Origin of the sequence: Synechococcus sp. CC9616 (assembly GCF_000515235.1) — a bacterium.
In the GTDB taxonomy this organism is placed as follows: Bacteria; Cyanobacteriota; Cyanobacteriia; order PCC-6307; family Cyanobiaceae; genus Parasynechococcus.
Window position 1 is genome coordinate 1027393 of record NZ_KI911558.1, and the last position, 18265, is coordinate 1045657.

Annotated in this window: 28 protein-coding genes; 16 read left to right on the forward strand and 12 right to left on the reverse strand. The window is 58.6% G+C overall.

The genetic code is table 11. The features are described 5' to 3' along the window. The first annotated feature begins 2 nt into the window (after positions 1–2). Positions 3–770 carry an ABC transporter ATP-binding protein gene (locus tag SYN9616_RS0105985; RefSeq protein ID WP_028952302.1) on the forward strand — a complete coding sequence of 256 codons (768 nt, stop codon included), beginning with the start codon at positions 3–5 and terminating at the stop codon, positions 768–770. Next, a complete protein-coding gene (locus SYN9616_RS15310) occupies positions 770–1852 on the forward strand; it encodes an aromatic ring-hydroxylating dioxygenase subunit alpha (protein ID WP_051410963.1) in 1083 nt (360 codons plus the stop codon). The genes SYN9616_RS0105985 and SYN9616_RS15310 overlap by 1 nt, the downstream gene beginning before the upstream one ends. Here the strand turns inward: SYN9616_RS15310 and SYN9616_RS0105995 are convergent. Beyond that, complete coding sequence (locus tag SYN9616_RS0105995; RefSeq protein ID WP_232200100.1) at positions 1806–2597, reverse strand: sugar phosphate isomerase/epimerase; 792 nt, start codon at positions 2595–2597, stop codon at positions 1806–1808. The two genes, SYN9616_RS15310 and SYN9616_RS0105995, sit on opposite strands and share 47 nt — an antisense overlap. Before the next feature lie 225 nt (positions 2598–2822). Between SYN9616_RS0105995 and SYN9616_RS0106000 the strand changes: the two genes are divergently transcribed. Beyond that, positions 2823–3164, forward strand: coding sequence for a hypothetical protein (locus tag SYN9616_RS0106000; RefSeq protein ID WP_037991340.1), 342 nt, complete (start codon positions 2823–2825; stop codon positions 3162–3164). A gap of 94 nt (positions 3165–3258) precedes the next feature. Here SYN9616_RS0106000 and SYN9616_RS0106005 read toward each other — a convergent pair whose 3' ends face one another. Genes SYN9616_RS0106005 through SYN9616_RS0106030 form a run of 6 tightly spaced genes read right to left on the reverse strand, consistent with a single transcriptional unit; the run spans position 3259 to position 7838 of the window. Then, positions 3259–3540: an MSMEG_0570 family nitrogen starvation response protein gene (locus tag SYN9616_RS0106005; RefSeq protein WP_028952305.1), complete on the reverse strand. Its 282-nt coding sequence runs from the start codon at positions 3538–3540 to the stop codon at positions 3259–3261. Positions 3541–3593: 53 nt separating this feature from the next. Then, positions 3594–4571 (reverse strand): sll0787 family AIR synthase-like protein, encoded by a 978-nt coding sequence (locus tag SYN9616_RS0106010; protein WP_028952306.1) that lies wholly within the window; start codon positions 4569–4571, stop codon positions 3594–3596. Further along, a complete protein-coding gene (locus SYN9616_RS15315; RefSeq protein ID WP_028952307.1) occupies positions 4568–5236 on the reverse strand; it encodes an MSMEG_0567/Sll0786 family nitrogen starvation N-acetyltransferase in 669 nt (222 codons plus the stop codon). The genes SYN9616_RS0106010 and SYN9616_RS15315 overlap by 4 nt, the downstream gene beginning before the upstream one ends. A gap of 2 nt (positions 5237–5238) precedes the next feature. After that, complete coding sequence (locus tag SYN9616_RS0106020) at positions 5239–6330, reverse strand: MSMEG_0568 family radical SAM protein (protein WP_028952308.1); 1092 nt, start codon at positions 6328–6330, stop codon at positions 5239–5241. Continuing rightward, on the reverse strand, positions 6323–7336 hold the full coding sequence (locus SYN9616_RS0106025; protein ID WP_028952309.1) for a Nit6803 family nitrilase: 1014 nt from the start codon (positions 7334–7336) through the stop codon (positions 6323–6325). Before SYN9616_RS0106025 ends, SYN9616_RS0106020 begins: the two co-directional genes overlap by 8 nt. Positions 7337–7355: 19 nt before the next feature. After that, positions 7356–7838: an MSMEG_0572/Sll0783 family nitrogen starvation response protein gene (locus SYN9616_RS0106030; protein WP_028952310.1), complete on the reverse strand. Its 483-nt coding sequence runs from the start codon at positions 7836–7838 to the stop codon at positions 7356–7358. Between the two features lie 189 nt (positions 7839–8027). Here SYN9616_RS0106030 and SYN9616_RS0106035 point away from each other — a divergent pair, with 189 nt between their 5' ends. Beyond that, complete coding sequence (locus SYN9616_RS0106035) at positions 8028–9323, forward strand: MSMEG_0569 family flavin-dependent oxidoreductase (protein WP_028952311.1); 1296 nt, start codon at positions 8028–8030, stop codon at positions 9321–9323. 43 nt (positions 9324–9366) lie between these two features. Here the strand turns inward: SYN9616_RS0106035 and SYN9616_RS0106040 are convergent, their stop codons facing one another. Continuing rightward, positions 9367–9636: an RNA-binding protein gene (locus SYN9616_RS0106040; RefSeq protein ID WP_232200106.1), complete on the reverse strand. Its 270-nt coding sequence runs from the start codon at positions 9634–9636 to the stop codon at positions 9367–9369. 651 nt (positions 9637–10287) lie between these two features. Here SYN9616_RS0106040 and SYN9616_RS16400 point away from each other — a divergent pair. The 3 genes from SYN9616_RS16400 (at position 10288) to SYN9616_RS17630 (ending at position 10985) form a co-directional block, all read left to right on the forward strand. Continuing rightward, positions 10288–10392, forward strand: a complete 105-nt coding sequence (locus SYN9616_RS16400; RefSeq protein ID WP_071991423.1) for a DUF4278 domain-containing protein — start codon at positions 10288–10290, stop codon at positions 10390–10392. A gap of 187 nt (positions 10393–10579) precedes the next feature. Next, a complete protein-coding gene (locus SYN9616_RS0106055) occupies positions 10580–10768 on the forward strand; it encodes a hypothetical protein (protein ID WP_028952314.1) in 189 nt (62 codons plus the stop codon). A 28-nt stretch (positions 10769–10796) separates the two neighbouring features. Continuing rightward, a complete protein-coding gene (locus SYN9616_RS17630; protein ID WP_037990730.1) occupies positions 10797–10985 on the forward strand; it encodes a hypothetical protein in 189 nt (62 codons plus the stop codon). Here SYN9616_RS17630 and SYN9616_RS0106065 read toward each other — a convergent pair. The 3 genes from SYN9616_RS0106065 to SYN9616_RS0106080 form a co-directional block, all read right to left on the reverse strand. After that, positions 10982–11266 (reverse strand): DUF427 domain-containing protein, encoded by a 285-nt coding sequence (locus SYN9616_RS0106065; RefSeq protein WP_028952316.1) that lies wholly within the window; start codon positions 11264–11266, stop codon positions 10982–10984. The two genes, SYN9616_RS17630 and SYN9616_RS0106065, sit on opposite strands and share 4 nt — an antisense overlap. Positions 11267–11483: 217 nt before the next feature. Next, positions 11484–12197, reverse strand: coding sequence for a response regulator transcription factor (locus tag SYN9616_RS0106075; protein ID WP_028952317.1), 714 nt, complete (start codon positions 12195–12197; stop codon positions 11484–11486). Positions 12198–12308: 111 nt separating this feature from the next. Then, positions 12309–12629, reverse strand: a complete 321-nt coding sequence (locus tag SYN9616_RS0106080; protein WP_028952318.1) for a hypothetical protein — start codon at positions 12627–12629, stop codon at positions 12309–12311. Positions 12630–12762: 133 nt separating this feature from the next. Here SYN9616_RS0106080 and SYN9616_RS0106085 point away from each other — a divergent pair, with 133 nt between their 5' ends. After that, complete coding sequence (locus SYN9616_RS0106085; RefSeq protein WP_028952319.1) at positions 12763–13581, forward strand: hypothetical protein; 819 nt, start codon at positions 12763–12765, stop codon at positions 13579–13581. An 18-nt stretch (positions 13582–13599) separates the two neighbouring features. Here the strand turns inward: SYN9616_RS0106085 and SYN9616_RS17635 are convergent, their stop codons facing one another. Further along, the gene (locus SYN9616_RS17635) at positions 13600–13749 is read right to left on the reverse strand and encodes a hypothetical protein (RefSeq protein ID WP_198015145.1); all 150 of its coding nucleotides are present in this window, start codon (positions 13747–13749) and stop codon (positions 13600–13602) included. Between the two features lies 1 nt (position 13750). On the opposite strand from SYN9616_RS17635, the gene SYN9616_RS16405 reads away from it, so the two are divergent. The 8 genes from SYN9616_RS16405 (at position 13751) to SYN9616_RS0106130 (ending at position 18236) form a co-directional block, all read left to right on the forward strand. Further along, positions 13751–13912 (forward strand): hypothetical protein, encoded by a 162-nt coding sequence (locus tag SYN9616_RS16405; RefSeq protein ID WP_198015146.1) that lies wholly within the window; start codon positions 13751–13753, stop codon positions 13910–13912. A gap of 114 nt (positions 13913–14026) precedes the next feature. After that, entirely contained in the window at positions 14027–14860 is an 834-nt protein-coding gene (locus tag SYN9616_RS0106100) for a M20/M25/M40 family metallo-hydrolase (RefSeq protein ID WP_028952320.1), read from the forward strand. A 251-nt stretch (positions 14861–15111) separates the two neighbouring features. After that, positions 15112–15420 carry an Arc family DNA-binding protein gene (locus SYN9616_RS0106105; protein WP_198015147.1) on the forward strand — a complete coding sequence of 103 codons (309 nt, stop codon included), beginning with the start codon at positions 15112–15114 and terminating at the stop codon, positions 15418–15420. Then, complete coding sequence (locus SYN9616_RS0106110; RefSeq protein ID WP_028952322.1) at positions 15417–15851, forward strand: type II toxin-antitoxin system VapC family toxin; 435 nt, start codon at positions 15417–15419, stop codon at positions 15849–15851. The genes SYN9616_RS0106105 and SYN9616_RS0106110 overlap by 4 nt, the downstream gene beginning before the upstream one ends. Further along, positions 15835–16677, forward strand: coding sequence for a DUF429 domain-containing protein (locus tag SYN9616_RS0106115; protein WP_028952323.1), 843 nt, complete (start codon positions 15835–15837; stop codon positions 16675–16677). The genes SYN9616_RS0106110 and SYN9616_RS0106115 overlap by 17 nt, the downstream gene beginning before the upstream one ends. Positions 16678–16934: 257 nt before the next feature. Beyond that, positions 16935–17147 carry a hypothetical protein gene (locus tag SYN9616_RS0106120; RefSeq protein WP_028952324.1) on the forward strand — a complete coding sequence of 71 codons (213 nt, stop codon included), beginning with the start codon at positions 16935–16937 and terminating at the stop codon, positions 17145–17147. Between the two features lie 100 nt (positions 17148–17247). After that, entirely contained in the window at positions 17248–17634 is a 387-nt protein-coding gene (locus SYN9616_RS0106125; RefSeq protein ID WP_028952325.1) for a hypothetical protein, read from the forward strand. Positions 17635–17729: 95 nt separating this feature from the next. After that, on the forward strand, positions 17730–18236 hold the full coding sequence (locus SYN9616_RS0106130; RefSeq protein ID WP_051410964.1) for a hypothetical protein: 507 nt from the start codon (positions 17730–17732) through the stop codon (positions 18234–18236). The last annotated feature ends 29 nt before the right edge of the window (positions 18237–18265 follow it).

The following is an 18265-nucleotide window of genomic DNA, read 5'->3' on the forward strand; positions in this document are numbered from 1 at the left end:
CAATGGAATTACTTGTCCAGCAGGTCGGCAAACACTTCGGGGATGGTGCGGCGCGCAAAACCGTGTTGGAAGGAATCAGCTTTCGGATGCAGTCCGGCGATTTCACAGCTCTGGTGGGGAGCTCCGGTTCAGGCAAAAGCACGATTCTGCGCTTGATTGCCGGCCTTGATCAGCCCAGCAGCGGCCGAATTGTGGTGGATGGCCAGCTGGTTGGTGGCCCAGGACCAGACAGGGGAATGGTGTTTCAGAAATACAGCCTTTATCCCTGGCTGAGTGCTGCCGAGAACGTTTCCTTCGGAATGCGTCTGCAGAACATGAAACCTGAGGAGATCCGCGAACGCACGGCCTATTTCCTTGAAGTTGTGGGCTTGCAGGACGCCGCCGCCAAACTGCCCCGCGAACTCTCCGGCGGCATGCAGCAACGTGTGGCCATCGCCCGCACCCTGGCCACTAACCCGAGTGTGCTGCTCCTCGATGAGCCCTTTGGAGCCCTGGATCTCCAGATCAGGGAATCGATGCAGGATTTCCTGCTTCAGCTCTGGCAGCGCACCGGCCTGACCGTGCTGCTGATCACCCACGACGTGGAAGAGGCCCTGGTCCTGGCCCAGAACGTCCATGTGCTGGCCCCTAACCCGGGCCGGATCATCCGCTCTCTCGACGTGGACCTCGATAAAAACGATCTTGATCAGCTGAGGCTGAGCAGTGATTTTCAGCAGCTGCGCCGCAGCCTGTCCGCCAGCCTCAGGCAGCTGGAGCCAACGTTCCTCTGATGCAGGCCCTTGAGAGCTTTCTACCGGCCTGGCTCTACACCGAACCGGACGTCCATCGCTGGGACTGCAGCGCGTACGCAGAGACCTTCTGGCATCCGGTCGCCGCGTCATCTCAGATCGCCCCGGACCAGAGCCAGGCCATCAACCTGCTGGGTCGACCTCTGCTGCTGACGCGCCCCGGAGCGGGAAAGCCGCGGGCGTTTCTGAACCGTTGTCCCCATCGAGGCGTGGCATTCCAAAAAGAGAGCGCCACAGGCTTGTCCTGCCGGCGTTTGATCTGCCCGTACCACGGCTGGACTTACAACCTTGAGGGAGAACTGCTTGCGGCGGTTAGGGAACAGGACCTTCCCCAGCCATTTCAGCGCAAGGACTGGCCTCTCACTGCTCTTCCCTGTCTTGTTGATGGACCCCTGATCTGGGTGGCGCTCAGCGAAGACGTGCGTCCTCTGGCGCTGCAGCTTGAGCAGGTGCATCAGGACGTGATGGACCTGTGGCGAAGCCCCCTGAAGCTGGTGCGTGAGATCCGACGCGGCCTGGCTTGCAACTGGAAAGTGGCGCACGACAACACCCTCGATGACTATCACGTTGCCGTCGCCCATCCAACGACCCTGCACCGTGAACAGGGACCCGTGAGGGATTACGTGCACCGGTTCACGGATCTGGGGAATGTGCTGATCACACCCCATGCGGCAGGCGGGCACTTCCACACGTTTGGGCTTCCTCCCTGGACGCACCTGATCACCTGGCCGGACGGGCGCCTGGCGCTGTTGGAGTTCCTGCCATCAAGCCCCTCCACCACAACCCTGCAGCTGAGGTTGTTCGCCGTGCAGCAGAGCCAGTCCAAAGGAGCCGAGCAGCTCGAGCAGGAAACAGACGCCTGGCTCAACAATCTGCTGGGCTTCCTGGAGGAGGACCAGCAACTGGTGGAATCAGCGCAGCTGGGATACGAAAGCGGCATCACTCCAGGCCCTGCTCACCGGCTGGAGGAGCGGATCCTGCACTGGCAACGGATTTACAGACGCCACCTTCCAGGATCTAAAGGTTCATGGTCTTCCGCAGCCAAGACGCCATGGCAACGTTGAGCGCCTCCACATCCGCAAGCGGTTCAGCACTAAAGGGCACCATCGGCATGTAGCCATCAGGCCCGAATTCCGGAGTGATCGTGCAGGGGGTGGCCTTCCCATTGCGGCGATCGAGAAACAGCTGCCAGCAGCGGCGATGGGCTTCCAGAGCTTCAGCCCATTCCGGAGCGAACGGATGGGGCACCGATGGCCCCTGGGCATGGCCAACACGGGCATGGATGTGGTCAACGCGGGTTGCCATGGCCTGGATCGGCTCCAGCTCCGGCGTCATCAGCCGTTCGCTGACCACGCACCAATGGCTGAGATCCGCAGTGAGGCGAAGGCGCGGGTGTTGCATCAGCCAGAAGGGCAGACGCCAGGGATCAAACAGGCTGCGGCTGCGATGTGTCTCCAGCATCACGGAACAGGGCAGCTGCTCGAGGCGATCCAGAACCGCCGCAAGGAAGTCGTGCTGCTTCTGATCAGGCCAGCAATCGCTGCCAGTGATCAGGTTGATCTTCAGAGGCTGCAGCGGCAGCGCGCGATTCAGAGCGCGATCGAGCTGGTCGAGATGCTGCCGAGGACTGTCGCTGAGATTGGGGGTGTAATCACCGCCAGTGACGATCTCCAGGATCAGGGCCTGATCGAACCGACGCCGTGCATCGAGGAGTCCACCCGAGCTGACGGTTTCAAGACAGGGATGGTCAAGGTTGATCTCGATGCCATCAAAACCGGTCGCAGCGGAACGCTGGAGGGCCTGATCCAAGGATCCGCACCAACCCCAAAGTGTTTTGAAAAGAAGAAGTTCAGCAGAACACAAGGCAGGCCGGATGCAACCAATCGCGATGTAGAGAATCTGGCAGTCTCAAGCGTCGAGTGCCAAGCCGCGACAATGAATTCTGTGATGAATTCGTAACGATAAAGATCATCAACCTGAACCTTTTTCTCAACACATTGCCCTTACCTTCGCTGGGAACAAGTGATCAACTCCATGATCCTTCTTCACTTCTTCGGCCTGGGAGATGTACTGCGGCGTTTTGAACTTGAGCAGCTCACCGGCTTGAATCTGATGGGGTTTCGACCCATTGCTCTTGATGAGCTGGTGATCTGGTCACAGCGCGTAGCCGACCAACAGCGCTGGGATGCCGAACGAATTCATCACGATGTTCTCAATCTCTGGATTGATCAGGCCGAAGAAATCAATGTCTGGAAGCAGCGCTTGCAGCAATCTCCAGCTGACGTTGAACTCCTGGCAGGCATCGGCGATGAACACACTTGGCAGCAACACTGGGAATGCATGTTGCGTCAGACGCCACCGGGGGGCAGAGCCTGAAAACAACTGCGATCAATTAAAAAACTAAATCAACCAAACAAAACCAACGATCAAACAAGGTGCCCCAGCGGTTCACTTATGCAACCAACATGATTCAGGGAAGTTGAGCGATCACCCTGACATTCTCTTCTGGTTGGTAACGCGCCGTCCATCGGCGCAGTTGGGATTCCTCCTCATCCGTTCGCGTACAAGCAAAGCCATAGCGAGCGCGAACGCGATCAGATGCGGCTCTCAAAGCCTTCACACCAAGGGATTCGAGCTCAGATACGCGGAATGAATCGCCAGGCTTCAGATACTCCAACATCACGGTTGAGGGTGAATACAACGTGCTGAACTGACCATCCGGCCACTGAAGTTGAAAGCGAACTTCCGGCATGAACACAACATGAGATTTCAAATCCTGCACCGGGATCGTCGGCTCCTGCTGTTTCAACTGCCACAGCCGAAACCAGTCAGGCCAAGACCCCCCTCCCAGAAACATTCAGACTCCCCGGCGCGCTCAAGCCGAACCTGACAAGACCCCTCGGCGAACCCTCCGATCCGGCAGCAGATCAGATCGGCATCTGCCTGCACCATCCGTTTGAGCCTGTCTGCATAGGACGGATCCACCGCCAGCAGGAAACCAAAGCTTGGAAAACAGGTCAGCCATGCATCCTCGGGAACCTGATCAGGCCGTTGAACCAAGTCGAGGTCAATGCTGAGTGCATGACCGCAGGCTTCAGAAAACATCACCGCCGTGCCTGTGATCCCACCCATGCTGATGTCCTTGGCCGCATGCACGACCCCAGCCGAAGCCAGGGCAGGAAGCAGGCTGAGATGGGAGCAAAGCGACGCAGGAGACGCCTCGGTCGCCGCATCCCAGAAGGGGTAGTGGCGATAGAAGGATCCGTTTTGATTCACCAGCATCCAAAGCTCATCACTAGGGCGTGCCGCCCGGGCTGAGAGCACGGGCCCTTCAGCGACACCCATCACAGCGACTGACAACGCCCGATAGGGACTGTGCTGGTTGGAGTGTCCCCCCACCATGGGAACCCCGAAGCGATCGCAGGCAAATTGCATCCCGGCCAACAACTGTTCCTGACCGTCCGGGCCTTCGCTCCAGACACTGTTCACCAGAGCTAGTGGGCGCCCCCCCATGGCAGCGATGTCGCTGAGGTTCACCAAAACCCCGCTCCAACCGGCGAACCATGGATCCTCATCCACCAGGCCGGGATGCATGCCTTCGCAGGCCAGCAGCAACTGACCGGTCTGCTGAGGCAACAGAGCAGCGTCGTCGCCCAGCATTCCAGCGGGCCCCAACTGGGGAAAAGGAAGATGGGGAAACACCTTCGCTGCTGGCTGGATGTCGCGTTTGGCGAGCAGTCCGCTCTGCTGACGCAGCGCAGCCACCAACTGCCTGAAGCTCATGCCGCCATGGGGGATGCCAACGTTGCCGATGGTCGCCGCTCCCGCGACGGAACGTAGTAATCGAGATCAGCCTGCATCAGGTGATGGCGAATGCCACGAATCTCAAGTTCCTCAATCGACGTCCAGTGCAGACGTCGAAAGAAACGCACATTCTGAATCTGAACCGTGGCCAGAAAACGATCACAGCCCCAGCCATTGGCGCTGGTGACAGCCTTCCAGATCAGACCCTTGCCGATCTGGTTGTGACGACGGAAGTCGCTGTGAACCCCCAGACGGCCGCCGTACCAAAGCCGAGGTTCAGTTTCGACAATCCGAACCACGCCGACCACCTTTGCCTCGCCATCGTCGTCGTTCTGCGGTTCGGAACTGTGGTGCATTGCCGCGATCGGACAGGCGATGCGATCGAGTTCATCGCGATCTGAGCTCTCGAACACATGCTGTTCGCTGCAGAAGATGCTGCGCCGCAACGACCAGTACCCCTGCATCAGAACTGAATCCGGGCGGAGCAAGTGAAATGTGAAGCGATCCGAATGGGCGGTGGGTGAAAGGCGAAAGTCATCGGCATCGATGCCGATGCCTCCGCGAACCGAAGGGGTGAACAGGCTGGGAGCAGAGCTGATGCTGCGGCCGATGCCTCGGCTGCTCGGATCAAGACAGAACACCATGGTCAGCTGGTGTGCTCAAACAGGGAAAGCGCCGAACAGGCTCCACACTTGGCGCAACCTGCCGACATGCGTTCAGAACGGAGATCACCCTGATGCAGTAGCTCGGCGACGCCCTGGTAGACGTCCACCATGAAGGAGGTTTCCGGTGACGGATGGTTCTCCAGAGGGGTGCCAGAGATCGGCACAAAGGGAACGACAAAGGGGTAAACGCCAAGGTCGATCAGGCGACGGCTGCAGTCGAGAAGCGCATCCCGGCTGTCGCCCAGACCCGCCAGCAGATAGGTGGACACCTCCCCACGCCCGAACACGGCAACGGCATCGGCGAAGGCCTCGTAGTAACGCTCCAGACTGAGCTCAGACTTCCCTGGCAAAACGCGACGTCTCACTTCAGGAGACACCACCTCGAGGTGCATGCCCAGGCTGTCGATCCCTGCCTGCTTCATGCGTTCGTACCAGATCGGATCATCCGGCGGTTCGCATTGGCCCTGGATCGGCAGATCCACACGCTGCTTGACCGCTGCAGCTGTCTCGGCCATCAACCGAGCCCCACGGTCATCACTGTTGGGGGTCCCTGTCGTCATCACCAGCTGGGTGACGCCATCAAGACGCACGGCGGCCTCCGCCACTTCCGCCACCTGGTCCGGCGTCTTGCGAACCACCGTGGCCCCATCCTCAAGGGATTGCTCGATCGCACAGAACTGACAGGACTGCGAGCGGTCCCGAAAGCGGATACAGGTCTGCAACAGCGTGGTGGCCAACACACTGCGGCTATGCAGCAGAGCAATGGAGCGATATGGCACCCCATCGGCTGTACTCAGGCCGTAGAAGGTCGGCTCATCGGTGGTCGACACCGACGTCGGGACCTCTTGCTGAAGACCGTTGAGGGCGACGCCGTCTCCACAGGCATCGAGGCTGTACGGCGACAGGCTTGAGGCATCGTTGTAGATCGGCACCATCACAGTGGTGCCATCAAACTCAAGGGCACGGTGGTCGGAGGGACCGGCACCACCACGCCGGCCACGATTCCCCTTGAGGGACCCGTCCCGAAGTCCCTTGACCTGGAGTTCGGTCACGACACGGCCGAGTTCAGACATGGTTCAACTCCTCGATCGCCTGGGACCATTCGCTGGCAGGAGATGGCTGTGAAGGATGCGGCTGTGAAGGCGGCTCAGACGGCATCTCCTGCATCGTCAACGCCGGCGAGCTGTTGATCCGGAGCGACAGCAACTCGGGGCGGCTGTAGTGGCCAACACTGTCCATCATTCGTTTTCGCTTGGTGATCAGTGCCATGTCGAGCTCAGCGATGGCAAGGCCCTCACCATCAGCGAGCGGACCAGCTAGATAACGACCCTCCGGACTGATCACTGCGGTGTGACAACCACCCTGGAAAGCCTTGTGAAGCGACGTCTCCTTGGTGATCGCCGCATAGTCCACGGGATCCAGCCATCCCGTGGAACAAATCACAAAGCAACCGGCCTCTAGGGCGTGGTGCCGCATGGTGACGGCAGTCTGCTCCGTGAAGATCGGCCCCACAAGAGAGCCGGGAAACTGGGCGCAGTGAAGTTGCTCACCCTGGGCCATCAGGGCATAGCGAGCCAGGGGGTTGTAGTGCTCCCAGCAGGCCAGGGCCCCAACCCGACCAAGTGGCGTGGAGACCACCTTGAGCCCGGAACCATCTCCCTGACCCCAGACCATCCGCTCGTGGTACGTCGGTGTGATCTTGCGACGTTTGAGGACGATCTCACCACAGCTGTTGAACAACAGCTGTGTGTTGTAAAGGGTGCCGCCATCGCGTTCATTGACCCCCAGCAAAACCTGCATGCCGTGTTGACGTGCAGCCGCTGCAACAGCGTCGGTCACAGGACCTGGCACCACCACCGCCTGGTCATAGAGGGCGAGGTGCGGGCGCCCCATCCGCACGGGGGGCTCGACGAAGGAAAAGTAGGGGTAGTAGGGGAGAAACGTCTCCGGGAAGACGATCAACTCAACGCCTTCGGCCGCCGCATCGGCCATGGCATCGAGCACCTTCTGAAGTGATCCGTCCAGGCTGAACAGCACAGGACGGATCTGGGCAGCGGCAACTTTGATGGTGGTCACCATGGTGAAATCCGGGGCCGACTCAGAGCGTCCAGGTTTCGAGCATGAAGGCTCCCTCCTTGCGATGCATCAGCACGATGTCGAGGACATCAAGGGGGTTGACCGGGGTAATGCCCGGCATCAGTGCTTTTTCGCTGTGTCCATAGAGAGCTTGCAGAGCGAAACGGCAGGCGTAGACCTTGCCGCCCTGATCCATGAACTTCTGAAGTCGAGCATTGAAGTTCAGGTGGCCGTCAAAAGCGGCATCACCAAGCTTGGGGAAACCACGCATCACACCGAGCGTCACGCCAGGTCCGTAGAGAAGAACGGAGGTTTCAAAACCTTTGTTGATCAGACGACTGGCCTGCAGCAGATTGACTAGACCGATGGACCCTTCGAAGGCCACAGTGTGAAAGGTCACCAGTGCCTTCTCACCTGGATCCGCCTTCACATCAGGAAAGACTTTCTCCTCGTAATCAACAAGAAAATCTCCCGGCTGATTGGCGGGGCGATCGACTACAGGCATGTGAAGAAAGGCTAAGAGCCCAAACCATGGCCTTGGTCACTGTTCAAAAAATGTTCCTGATGCAACCAAATCAAGCATCGAATCCCATGAGATTGCGTCGGTTTTCGTGACGATGACTACATCGCTGAACCGAAATTTCCTTGATGGTTGAGGAACGAAATTGTGTGCTGATTGAAGCCGAACAGCGCAATGAAAAGTACATCCACCAGACAATCCCACCAGGTTGTTGTCATTGGCGCTGGACAGGCTGGATTGTCGGTGGCCTACGCCCTGCAGCAGCACGGCATCCGTCCGTTGGTGCTCGAGAAACACCGCATCGGCTACGCCTGGGATCAGCAGCGCTGGGATTCCTTCTGCCTGGTCACGCCCAACTGGCAGTGCCGTTTGCCCGACTTCCCTTACGACGGCGAAGAGCCGGAGGGATTCATGGACAAACACGCAATCGTGAGCTTCCTTCAACGCTTTGCCAGGCATGTGGCAGGTGATGTGAGAGAGGGCGTTGCCGTACAACGACTGACGCCGAATGGCCATGGCTATCGCCTGATTTCCAGCGAAGGAGAGATTGAAGCAGAGCAGGTCGTCGTTGCCACCGGTGGATACCACGTACCGCGTCGGCATCCCCTGGCTGAACGGCTTCCCGGTTCAATCCTGCAGCTCGATGCCCGTGATTACCGCAATCCCGATGGGTTACCCCCAGGTCCTGTCCTGGTGGTGGGCAGTGGTCAGTCCGGAAGCCAGATCGCCGAAGATCTTTTTCTGGCAGGACGAACGGTGCACCTGAGCGTGGGCAGCGCTCCCCGTTCTCCGCGTCGATACCGCGGGCGAGATGTCGTGGACTGGCTGGATCGCATGGGCTACTACTCCATGCCGATCAGCGAACATGCAGACCCGCGCAGTGTGCGTGCCAAAACGAATCACTACCTCACCGGTCGGGATGGGGGGCGCGAGATCGACCTGCGCCGTCGGGCCCTGGAGGGGATGCGACTGCATGGCCGACTGGGCGAGATCAGTTCAGAGCACCTTGGCTTTGCCAACGATCTCGGCGACAACCTGGACCAGGCCGATGCTGTGTACTGCCGGATCCGAAGCAGCATCGACAGCTGGATTCAACAGAATCAGATTGAAGCGCCGCTTGAACCGCCCTACTCCCCCTGCTGGCAGCCATCACCAATGGCAGACCCAGGACTCGATCTCCAGAGCGATCCGCTGGCAGCCGTGATCTGGTGCACTGGCTATCGAAGCGACTTCAGCTGGATTGATGCACCAGTGTTCGACGGCGCTGGACAACCCACCCACGAGCGGGGGGTGACCCACAGCGCCGGCCTTTACTTCCTTGGACTGCCCTGGCTGAACACCTGGGGCTCCGGACGGTTCTGCGGCGTCAAAGACGACGCGGACTATCTGGCCAGACTGATCAGCCTGCGGCTGCAGCGGCGAGACGCAAGCCAGGAACGGCTGGAGTGCACAGCCATCCTCGGCTCCTGAATGCAGGCAAGCCAATCAGACTGGCAATGTCAGCGCCTGCGCTTCAACGACGCGGTTCGGCCTTGCGCACGGAAATGTTGCGACCCATCCATTCGACGTCCTGAAGATCATCAATGGCCTTGGTCTCATCGGCTTCCTGACTGAGATCCACAAACGCAAAGCCACGCTTGCGACCGGTGTCACGATCCAAGGGCATCGAGCATTTGGTCACCTCTCCGTATTGCCCGAAAAGATGCTGCAGGTCTTCTCTCTCAGCATCCCAGGAGAGATTTCCAATGAAAATCGTCAAAAAATCGAACAGAAACAGTTCCATACCACCTTCTCACATCACAGAAAAAGGCTACGGCAAATCCAATCTCGATCGAAACGGGCCCCATTCGCAATGCGCTTTAACACCGATTGCCTTTGTACCCGCACGCACCAAAACTGTTTATACCGAGATCGGAGGAGCCCATGACGGCCGACACTCCACCTGAGCACACCAGAGAAGCAGCCTGACTTTCTGGCCCCTGCTCCAACAGTTTCCACCCATGCGTGGGCCTCTCGTCTGGAACGACAACAGCGGTCCGTCCGACCAGTCGACATCCTTTTGCACCGCCCAAGACCAAGGTGCCCAGCAGGATGCTGGCCTAACCCCTGGACTTCCTGGCCCCAGGCGCCATCAGCCAGACGCTTCCAACCCTGATCATTCGCTTCATCTGCTGTTGATGGGTTGAGCCATGCGAGAACGAGCGACGTTGGCCGTCTCTTCCATCCGGGAGGGGCGGCCTCCTTGCTTGCTGGAGCACAACAGATCCAATCGAATTCATCAAACTTTGGTATCAGCGTGAACGACATGGGGGAGGTCGACAGCCCTATAACAGGCCTGTAGCAACAGCTACATAACGTTCACTCCGCAATCTGCGGAGCGCTGTTCGACTCAGGCCATGGAACGGGGACCTGAGCTTGCTTCGAGGAACCTCCAATGACCCTGACCTATCGCGGCCAGCGCTACGTGCAAACAAAAACTGCCGGCGCCAACAATCAGAAGCCTGCACTGACCTACCGCGGCGTCTCTTACGCCAAGTGAGTTCAGATTAAAAGCTCAGATGCCCCGCTCAGGCGGGGTTTTTTGATGCCTGCCACAGGCACAAGATTGGTATCTGTTCCAACAAAAGAGGACGACAACAGAGCCAACCAATCCGAAAGAAGGGCTTTTATTTACTAACCAATGGGCTCAGGATTGGCCATGGTGGAGAGAGAACAACAAGCAGAAAATGACCGGACTGAAAGGGACCAAATCAGACGATTTCATCAACGCTGCAAAAGAACGCGGTGAAGCGGCCATGAGAGACAAACATCCCCGACTCACCAGGCTCGAAAGGGCCTTCCGCCATGCTGCGATCAGACGCAAAAGCCAGGCGGAACGCAGGGCTGCCAGCAGCATGAGTACAACCGCTGAGTGACCTAGCCGCCAGTCCATTCATAGTGGAAGTGTCACGAAGAACAGAGGACCCAGCGAGACAACTCATCGGCCACATCGCGGAGCTCCAATCGCGGCTAGCTCACCCGCAACACTGGACGGAAGGTGAAAACACCAAGAACGCTGAGAAGTTGCGGCAACTGCAGTTTGAACTTCGTCGACGCCAGGCCCAGGGCGACAGCAACCCCCTAGAGAGCTAAATCACATCCACACCCTTGCCTCGGTAGAAAGCAAAACGCTCACGGATTGACTCTGCTTTCGGCTTGGGATCGTCGTAGGCCCAGACAGCGTTACAGATCACCAGCTCACCAAGCACAACATCCCAATAGCGAGCCGTTCCCTTCCAGCCGCACACCGTGTTGTGGCTGGATTCACGGAAATACTCAGGACGCATCGCAGCACGAGGGAAATAAGGATTGCCATCCACCATCACGATGTCGTCACTGTCAGCAATCACAGTGCCGTTGAGGATTGCCTGCATGGGTGCCTGAACACTCAATTAATTGGTGAGCCTAGTCAGCAGCATGACGACCGCTGCAACAAACGGCTTCAAGGCAGGCCAATCAATCAAACCAGACAACAACATGAATGATCATGTTGAACCTCATCTGATTGATTCACCAAAACTATGTGTGAATTGTGAGCCGAGGAACGAAACATCAAAGCATCCGGATCCGAAAGCAAAGCCTCTCTATCGCTCAGTTGGATCCCCGTGGATCAATCAGGCCATACAGCAAGGCCGTCACGGCCATCTGGGTGCGATCACGGGCGCCGAGTTTGTCCATGGCATTGCCGACGTGCGTCTTCACTGTTTCCACAGACACACCGAGCAGATCAGCGATCGAATGGTTCTTAAGACCGTGGGACACGGCCGCCACCACCTCGAGTTCACGGGGCGTGAGGTCTTCAACCAGCGGCGGCAGGTGGGCCGTGGGAGCTGATGCAGCGAGTCGTCGAATCTCTTCGGGGTAGTAAATGCCACCTGAGGCGATGGTCTGGAGTGCACTGATCAGATCACCGCGACCGGTGCCAAGGCTGGATTTGAAGATCACCCCATCGGCAAAGGCCTGCATCGCCTCCTGAACCACCGCCTGGGTTTCACGGACCAGCACAATCAGCAACTGACAGCTGGGCCGTTCCGCCTTCACACGCCTCAGCAGATCAGGGCCATAGCCGGTTTCCAGATCCGAACTGCAGATCAACAGATCGGGCTGGGTGCGTTTGACCAACTCAAAGCCTTCGTCTTCCGTGGTGGCGGCACCCACCAGCGACGAACGAATCGGCTCGGCGACGCAAAAGGACATCAAGGTGAGACGATCCCCGAAGACGGCTACAAGCCGACGATCCTGGAGCAGCTTTCTTGCCTGGACGACCGCGTCCTGCAGGGCGCGTGAATCAAGCCGTAGCTCCATGGCCGGGGTGCATTACACATTTGATAGCTCACTTGAGCGGGATGGGCTTTTTGCTGCAGCAGATCTCGGATAGATTGGCCAACTCGGGCATTGCATGGCAGCCAGGCCAGATCAGTCCCATTCACCAGCAGCAACTTTGCAGCGAATCGAGCGCAGTAACTGGCGAATTAACTCCTGATCAGTAGAGATCCCACCGCTATGGCGATCTCTTCGTGCCTCAAAGAACAAGCTGCAACGCAACTCGGTGAGCGTTGAGGCAGTGCCGGCATTGGCCAACTCAGCACAAGACTTAAATCCACCCATCAGTTCGTAGCCGTTGATGGTGTGTGCAAAACGCTCCCATCCCAAGAGAGTCCCATCTGGATCGGGGATTTCTGAGAGACAAAGATCCTCATTGACGACATCGCGGGGCATAGCAACAAAAGAGGACAAGCCAAGGTGCGGTGTGATTGCAGCTTTGCCTCAGCGAGCAGAGAACACATCCCCCAATTAGGGGATCAACCAAGCGCTAAAGATCATCCAAACGAGGGAGGCGAATAAGGAACGGACTCTGGAAGCTATTGCCATGCCTGAACTGGCAGAAAAACATCAAAACAGTTATTCCATGAGTCGCTTCAATGCTGTAACCATCGCCAGCACATTCACCCTGGCAACCATTAGCAATCTCACCTTTGTGGTGAGCACTGCGCAGGCAGAAACTTATGACGCGCTATGCGGAGACAGCGGCTGCAGCATCAGCGTTGATGCTCGCGGAGTCTCGGGGCCCGGTGGATTCATCCCCAGTGAACTGGTGTCGAAATGGACAGTGGGCACCGACAGCGGTTACCACGGCGGCAAGGGAGTGGCTGGTGGCTTAGGCGGAGCAACAGCGGGTGCCGTCGGGGGAGCGTTGCTGCTGGGACCAATCGGATTGCTCGGTGGCCTGATCGGTGGAGCAGTGGCGGGCTCCGGGGCCGGCAAGGAATTCGACGGTTATTTCACCGTCGTTGGGTACAACAAAGATGGCGAGAAGATCTCCAACTCCTTCCGGTTTATCAACAAAAAACCGGCGAACCGATTGCGCACAGCTCTTCCAGCCGTAACGGGCCTATCAATGGGTGAGGAGCGTACCGCCGAAGAACTGGAGGTTGCTTACGCGGATTACATCCAAGGCAAACCATCGAGCAGCGACGGGCTGCCTGCGCGACTTGGTGTGGGCAACACCAATGGCAGAGAAGTTGCGGCCACAACAAGACCACAACAGCCCAAGCCAGCCGCAGGTGGACTGCTCAGTTGGGACGGCTATCTGGAACAACGCAATTTGATCGCCTGGGCGGAAGCCAACCCGGAAATGGCAGAACAACTACGCCAGAAGTTGATCGCAAAGGGCGAAATCAGCGCCTGATCAGCGATGTCACTGCCTTCAATGTCCACCCGCCTGATCACGCCAAGCCAGCTGTCGCTGTTCAGCATCAGCCCAGTGATCGGAGCCTGGTGGGAAGAGCTGCAGGCGCAAAAGCTGCTTGAAGGCAGCAAGCCGGCGGTGAGTGAGCTGGGCGGGCTTCCGCAGCAACGTGCAAAAGGAATTAGCCCGCGACTTTTTCAAGGTACGCCTCTGGAGCAGAAAGGAACTGCTCGAGAAGCTGTTTCGCTATTACGACACCTTCCCCGAAGACATCCGACTCGCTCTTCCCTTGAAGAAAGGCTGGATGGTGGCGGGTGAAGCAGAGGAATGAAAAACACCTCAGTTGAGGGAACTCCAAAGCGCTATTCCTCCCTCAATCGGGGGATGTCAGCCACCAAAGAAACCCAGAAAATGAACCCATCGGCCTAAAGACCCGACTGCAGCCATGCCTCGAGATCTGAGCGACATCTGCCTGGCCGATCTAGAAGCCATCGCCATTCCACGCCATGCGCGCTGGGACCGCCTGGGGTTGATGGCTGTGCGCAGTTACGTCCGTGATCAACTCTCTGCTCTTGGTGAGCTGGAGGAGCACCACTTCACCAGTGGAATTGATGATGGCGTGAACTTCATCTTCAGGCTCCCGGGCCGCAACCCCAGATGCAGACCCCTCCTTGTTGGCGCCCACTACGACGGACCACTGCACTCCATCGGTGCAGATGACAACGCCAGTGGAATCGTGGCGTTGCTGGAACTAGCGAGACGTTGGTCTGCCAACCCTCCCAAACGGCCGGTGTGGCTGGTCGCTTTCGATCAGGAGGAATGGGGGATGCTCGGCAGTGCTTCACTCGCCGCGCAGCTGAAAAAAACAGGGCAAGACCTCAAGCTCATGGTGAGCCTGGAAATGCTTGCTTTCACAAGCGAACAGCAGAGCTACCCCCATCCCGCGATGCGGCACATCTACGGCGATCGAGGGGATTTCATCGCACTGGTGGCCAATGCAGGCGCGGGATTGATGCTCCCTCGTCTCACCCATTCCATGGGACAACACGTGACCACCAAACTGCTTCCGGTTCTGCGTGCCGGCCATGACTTTCCCGCGGTGCGCCGTAGCGACCACAGCCCGTTTTGGGATCGCGGCTACAACGCGCTGATGGTGACCGACACCTCATTCCTGCGGAACCCGAATTACCACCAGATGAGCGACACGATCGACAGCTTGGATCTGCCGTTCTTTGCATCGGTGATTGATGGGCTCCACAGTGGCTTGAGCGGCCTTTGAAAAAAGTGATAAAAACAGCGGGCAAGCAAGGCGTCCCCTTCTGTGATCAACAACACGGCCCTGCTTGTACTGGCTCACAGACCCAAACCAGCGACCGGGCCATCGTGAAAGCACGGTGAAGGACAAGAAAAAGACGTCATCACCGCCCCGCCAGCGACCGCCATATCCACGAAAGCCCCGCCCCAGTGGTGGGGCTTTCCCATGCGACAGCCCGGGCATTGATCTAGCAGCCCTTCAGGCAGATCCCGCCCATGACCATCGCTAGCGTTGACAGCAATGACAGCACTGCTGGTAGCAATCGAACCATGGCCACCCTCACGATCCGCAACCTCGACGACGCCGTGCGCGATCGCCTCCGGCAGCGCGCAGCGAAACACGGACACTCCATGGAGGAAGAGGTACGCCAGATCCTTCGCCAGGTAGTGAAACCGGGTGACACAGCAGCAACCAGCAAGGGGCTGGGCTCCCGCATTCACAACCACTTCGCCCAGCTCGGGGGCTGCGATTTGGAGTTGCCATCAAGGAGCGACACGCCATCAGCACCGAGCCTTGAGCCGTGATTGTTCTCGATACGAATGTGCTGTCGGAACTGATGAGACAGCAACCTGCCGACGACGTTCTGACCTGGGCGGATCAGCTCAGCGCGCAGGAGGTGACGATCACAGCCATGAACGAAGCCGAGATCCTGCAGGGCATCGCCCGCTTGCCCGACTCCCAACGCCGGCAGCAACTGCAGCATGGCTGGGACATGCTTCTCGGCACCGTGCTCCAGCAGCCCGTGCTGCCGTTCAACAGCGATGCAGCGCAGTGGTTCGCTGCCCTGGTGAGCCATCGCGAAGGCCTGGGCCGGCCGATCAGCACCGCCGACGCCGTGATCGCGGCGACGGCTCTTGCCCATGACGGCCAACTAGCCACCCGCAACACCGCGGACTTCGACGCCATTGGCCTGAAGTTGATCAACCCCTGGGATCTGGATGGCCAATACAACTGATCCAATCAACGGCCCGTGCATCCTCGGCATCGATGCGGCCTGGACGGCCCACAACCCTAGTGGTGTGGCTCTGGTGCAACGAAAAGCTGAGGGTTGGCAATGCCTGGCCCTGGCCCCCAGCTACGACGCCTTCATCGGCCTGGCATCGGGGCAGCACTGGGATCCAAAGATCAAAGCCAGCGGCAGCAGGCCCGACCCCGCAGCTCTGCTTCAGGCCACACAGCAACTGGGCGGTGAAGAAGTCAGCTGCATAGCCGTCGACATGCCCCTGGCCACGACTCCGATCACCAGCCGACGGGCCGCCGACACCGCCATCGCCAGTCGTTTCGGGCCTCGGGGCTGCGCTGTTCACAGTCCCTCGAGCGAACGCCCCGGCCCCATTGCCGATCAGCTGCGCGCCGACTTCGCCGCTCTTGGCTACCGGCTGCACACCACCGCTGTCCCCACACCCTTCCCTGCCCTGATCGAGGTCTATCCCCACGTCGCCCTGTTGGCACTGCTGGAGCGCAACTACCGGGTTCCCTACAAGGTGAGTCGCTCACTGCAGTACTGGAAGGCCGAGTCGCTCACACCCGCCGAACGCATCGAACGGCTGCTGATCGAATTCCGAGCGATCAGAACCGGCCTTGAGGCCCACATCAGCGGCATTCCGGAGTTCATCCCCGAGCCATCTGAGGTGAAAACCCTGGCGTCCCTCAAGCCGATCGAAGACATGCTCGATGCCCTGATCTGCGCCTGGATGGGGATCGAACACCTCGAAGGCCGCACCGCTGGGCTGGGGGATGAGAGCGCCGCGATCTGGATTCCGGCAAGCCTGATTGCGTAGGCGTTAAGCGTCAGGGGGAAAACAGCGAGCGGTCTAACTGCCTTGGGCAGCGGAATCACACATGGCTTACAGATATCACTCAACTGAGGGATGTTGCCTCCGCCCAAAACTGCGACATTGGGCCAGATCCCGAGGCATGAAGTGATGCCATAAGGCAACACCGAACCGATTCCTGAACGCCTGGCCATTGCAAGGGCAGCCATCAGGCCCGTACGGGGAGCGAACGATTCAACACCTCGAAACCTTTGGATTGATTCATGAAATCACTCACCATCGCCGCCGGCTTGATTGCCATTGCAGCCGGCAGCTCCAACGCGAGCGAACAACTGATCTGGCCACCCGACGACCAGCTGCCCACAGGCGGCACCATCCCGATCCAGCGGTTGGTGGAGACCTGCAAGTTAGAAGTACCGATTTCTGAATTCTGCCGTGATCTTCATACCGAGCTGACTGAGGGCATGGAGCAATAGAGAACACTCGAGCATCGTTCCAGGACGCCCAATGTCTGGACAAGACCTGCACCTGCGCTGAGGATGGGTCTGGATCCTTCAGGCCTCGGGGAGCTCTGAGATGCAGCGACGAACCAGGCGCGTTCTCTGCATCGCCTGCCTGCTGGGGATTGGACTGCATGCCAGTCCTGGACTTGCACAGATGCGAGGCCCACGGATCAACAACGTGCGCGATGTCACCTGTGTTGCCAACTGGGAACGTCGCTTTCGGTTGATCAGTCCAGGATTCTGGGAGATGAGAATGGGCGTGAACGACAGGAATCCATTTATCTTTCGCGAAACCGATCGAAACACCACCACAATCTTTCTTCAATCCGTTCAGGACAGTCGATTGAAAAGCAAGCTCAATCTGAAGAAGCAACGCATCAAATACATCATTCCAGGCCAGGAAAATGACCCTTTGTATTTTGCAATTCAGTCCTTCAACATCAACGGCGGAAGTTGTTGATAACATCATCCAAAAGCATTGAAGTTGCGACCAAAATCGGGTAACCAAAACTGTTCAGTCGCAGAAACAAAACTGAATCCAGCTGAAACGCCCTCATGCTCAGCCTGCTGACAACCAGCCTGATCGCCATGGCTGTGCCGACAGCCACCGGCCCCTGCCCGAACGGTGTGATCCATCAGCTCGATGGGCTGTACCGCTGGCATGTGCGGGACATGGAGCAGCGCGCTGACCCTGTGGAGGCACTCCCCAGCCAGCGTCAGCGCTTCACACCATCGCTGTTTGAGCTGCTGCTGCAGGCCAGGTCACTCACACCGACCCGTGACGGCCGCTTCCTCGATTTCGACGTGTTCAGCAACACCCAGGCCTCGACCTTCGGAGCGAGAGTCACCGGCTGCAGCGATGAGCAGCGAGGCAGCATCCAGGCTGAGGTGGCCGTGACGGTGGGCCTGAGGCGCGTACCCAGCGAGACCCCGCGCCGACTGCTCTACGAGATGACCAGGAGCAGCACGGGCAGCTGGCGCATCAACAACATCACCTACCTCGACGAGCAGGGCTTTCAACTGAGGCCGTTTCTGCAGACACTGATCAATCCAGAGCCCTGATCCCCTCACCGCGCAGACGATCAGCACCG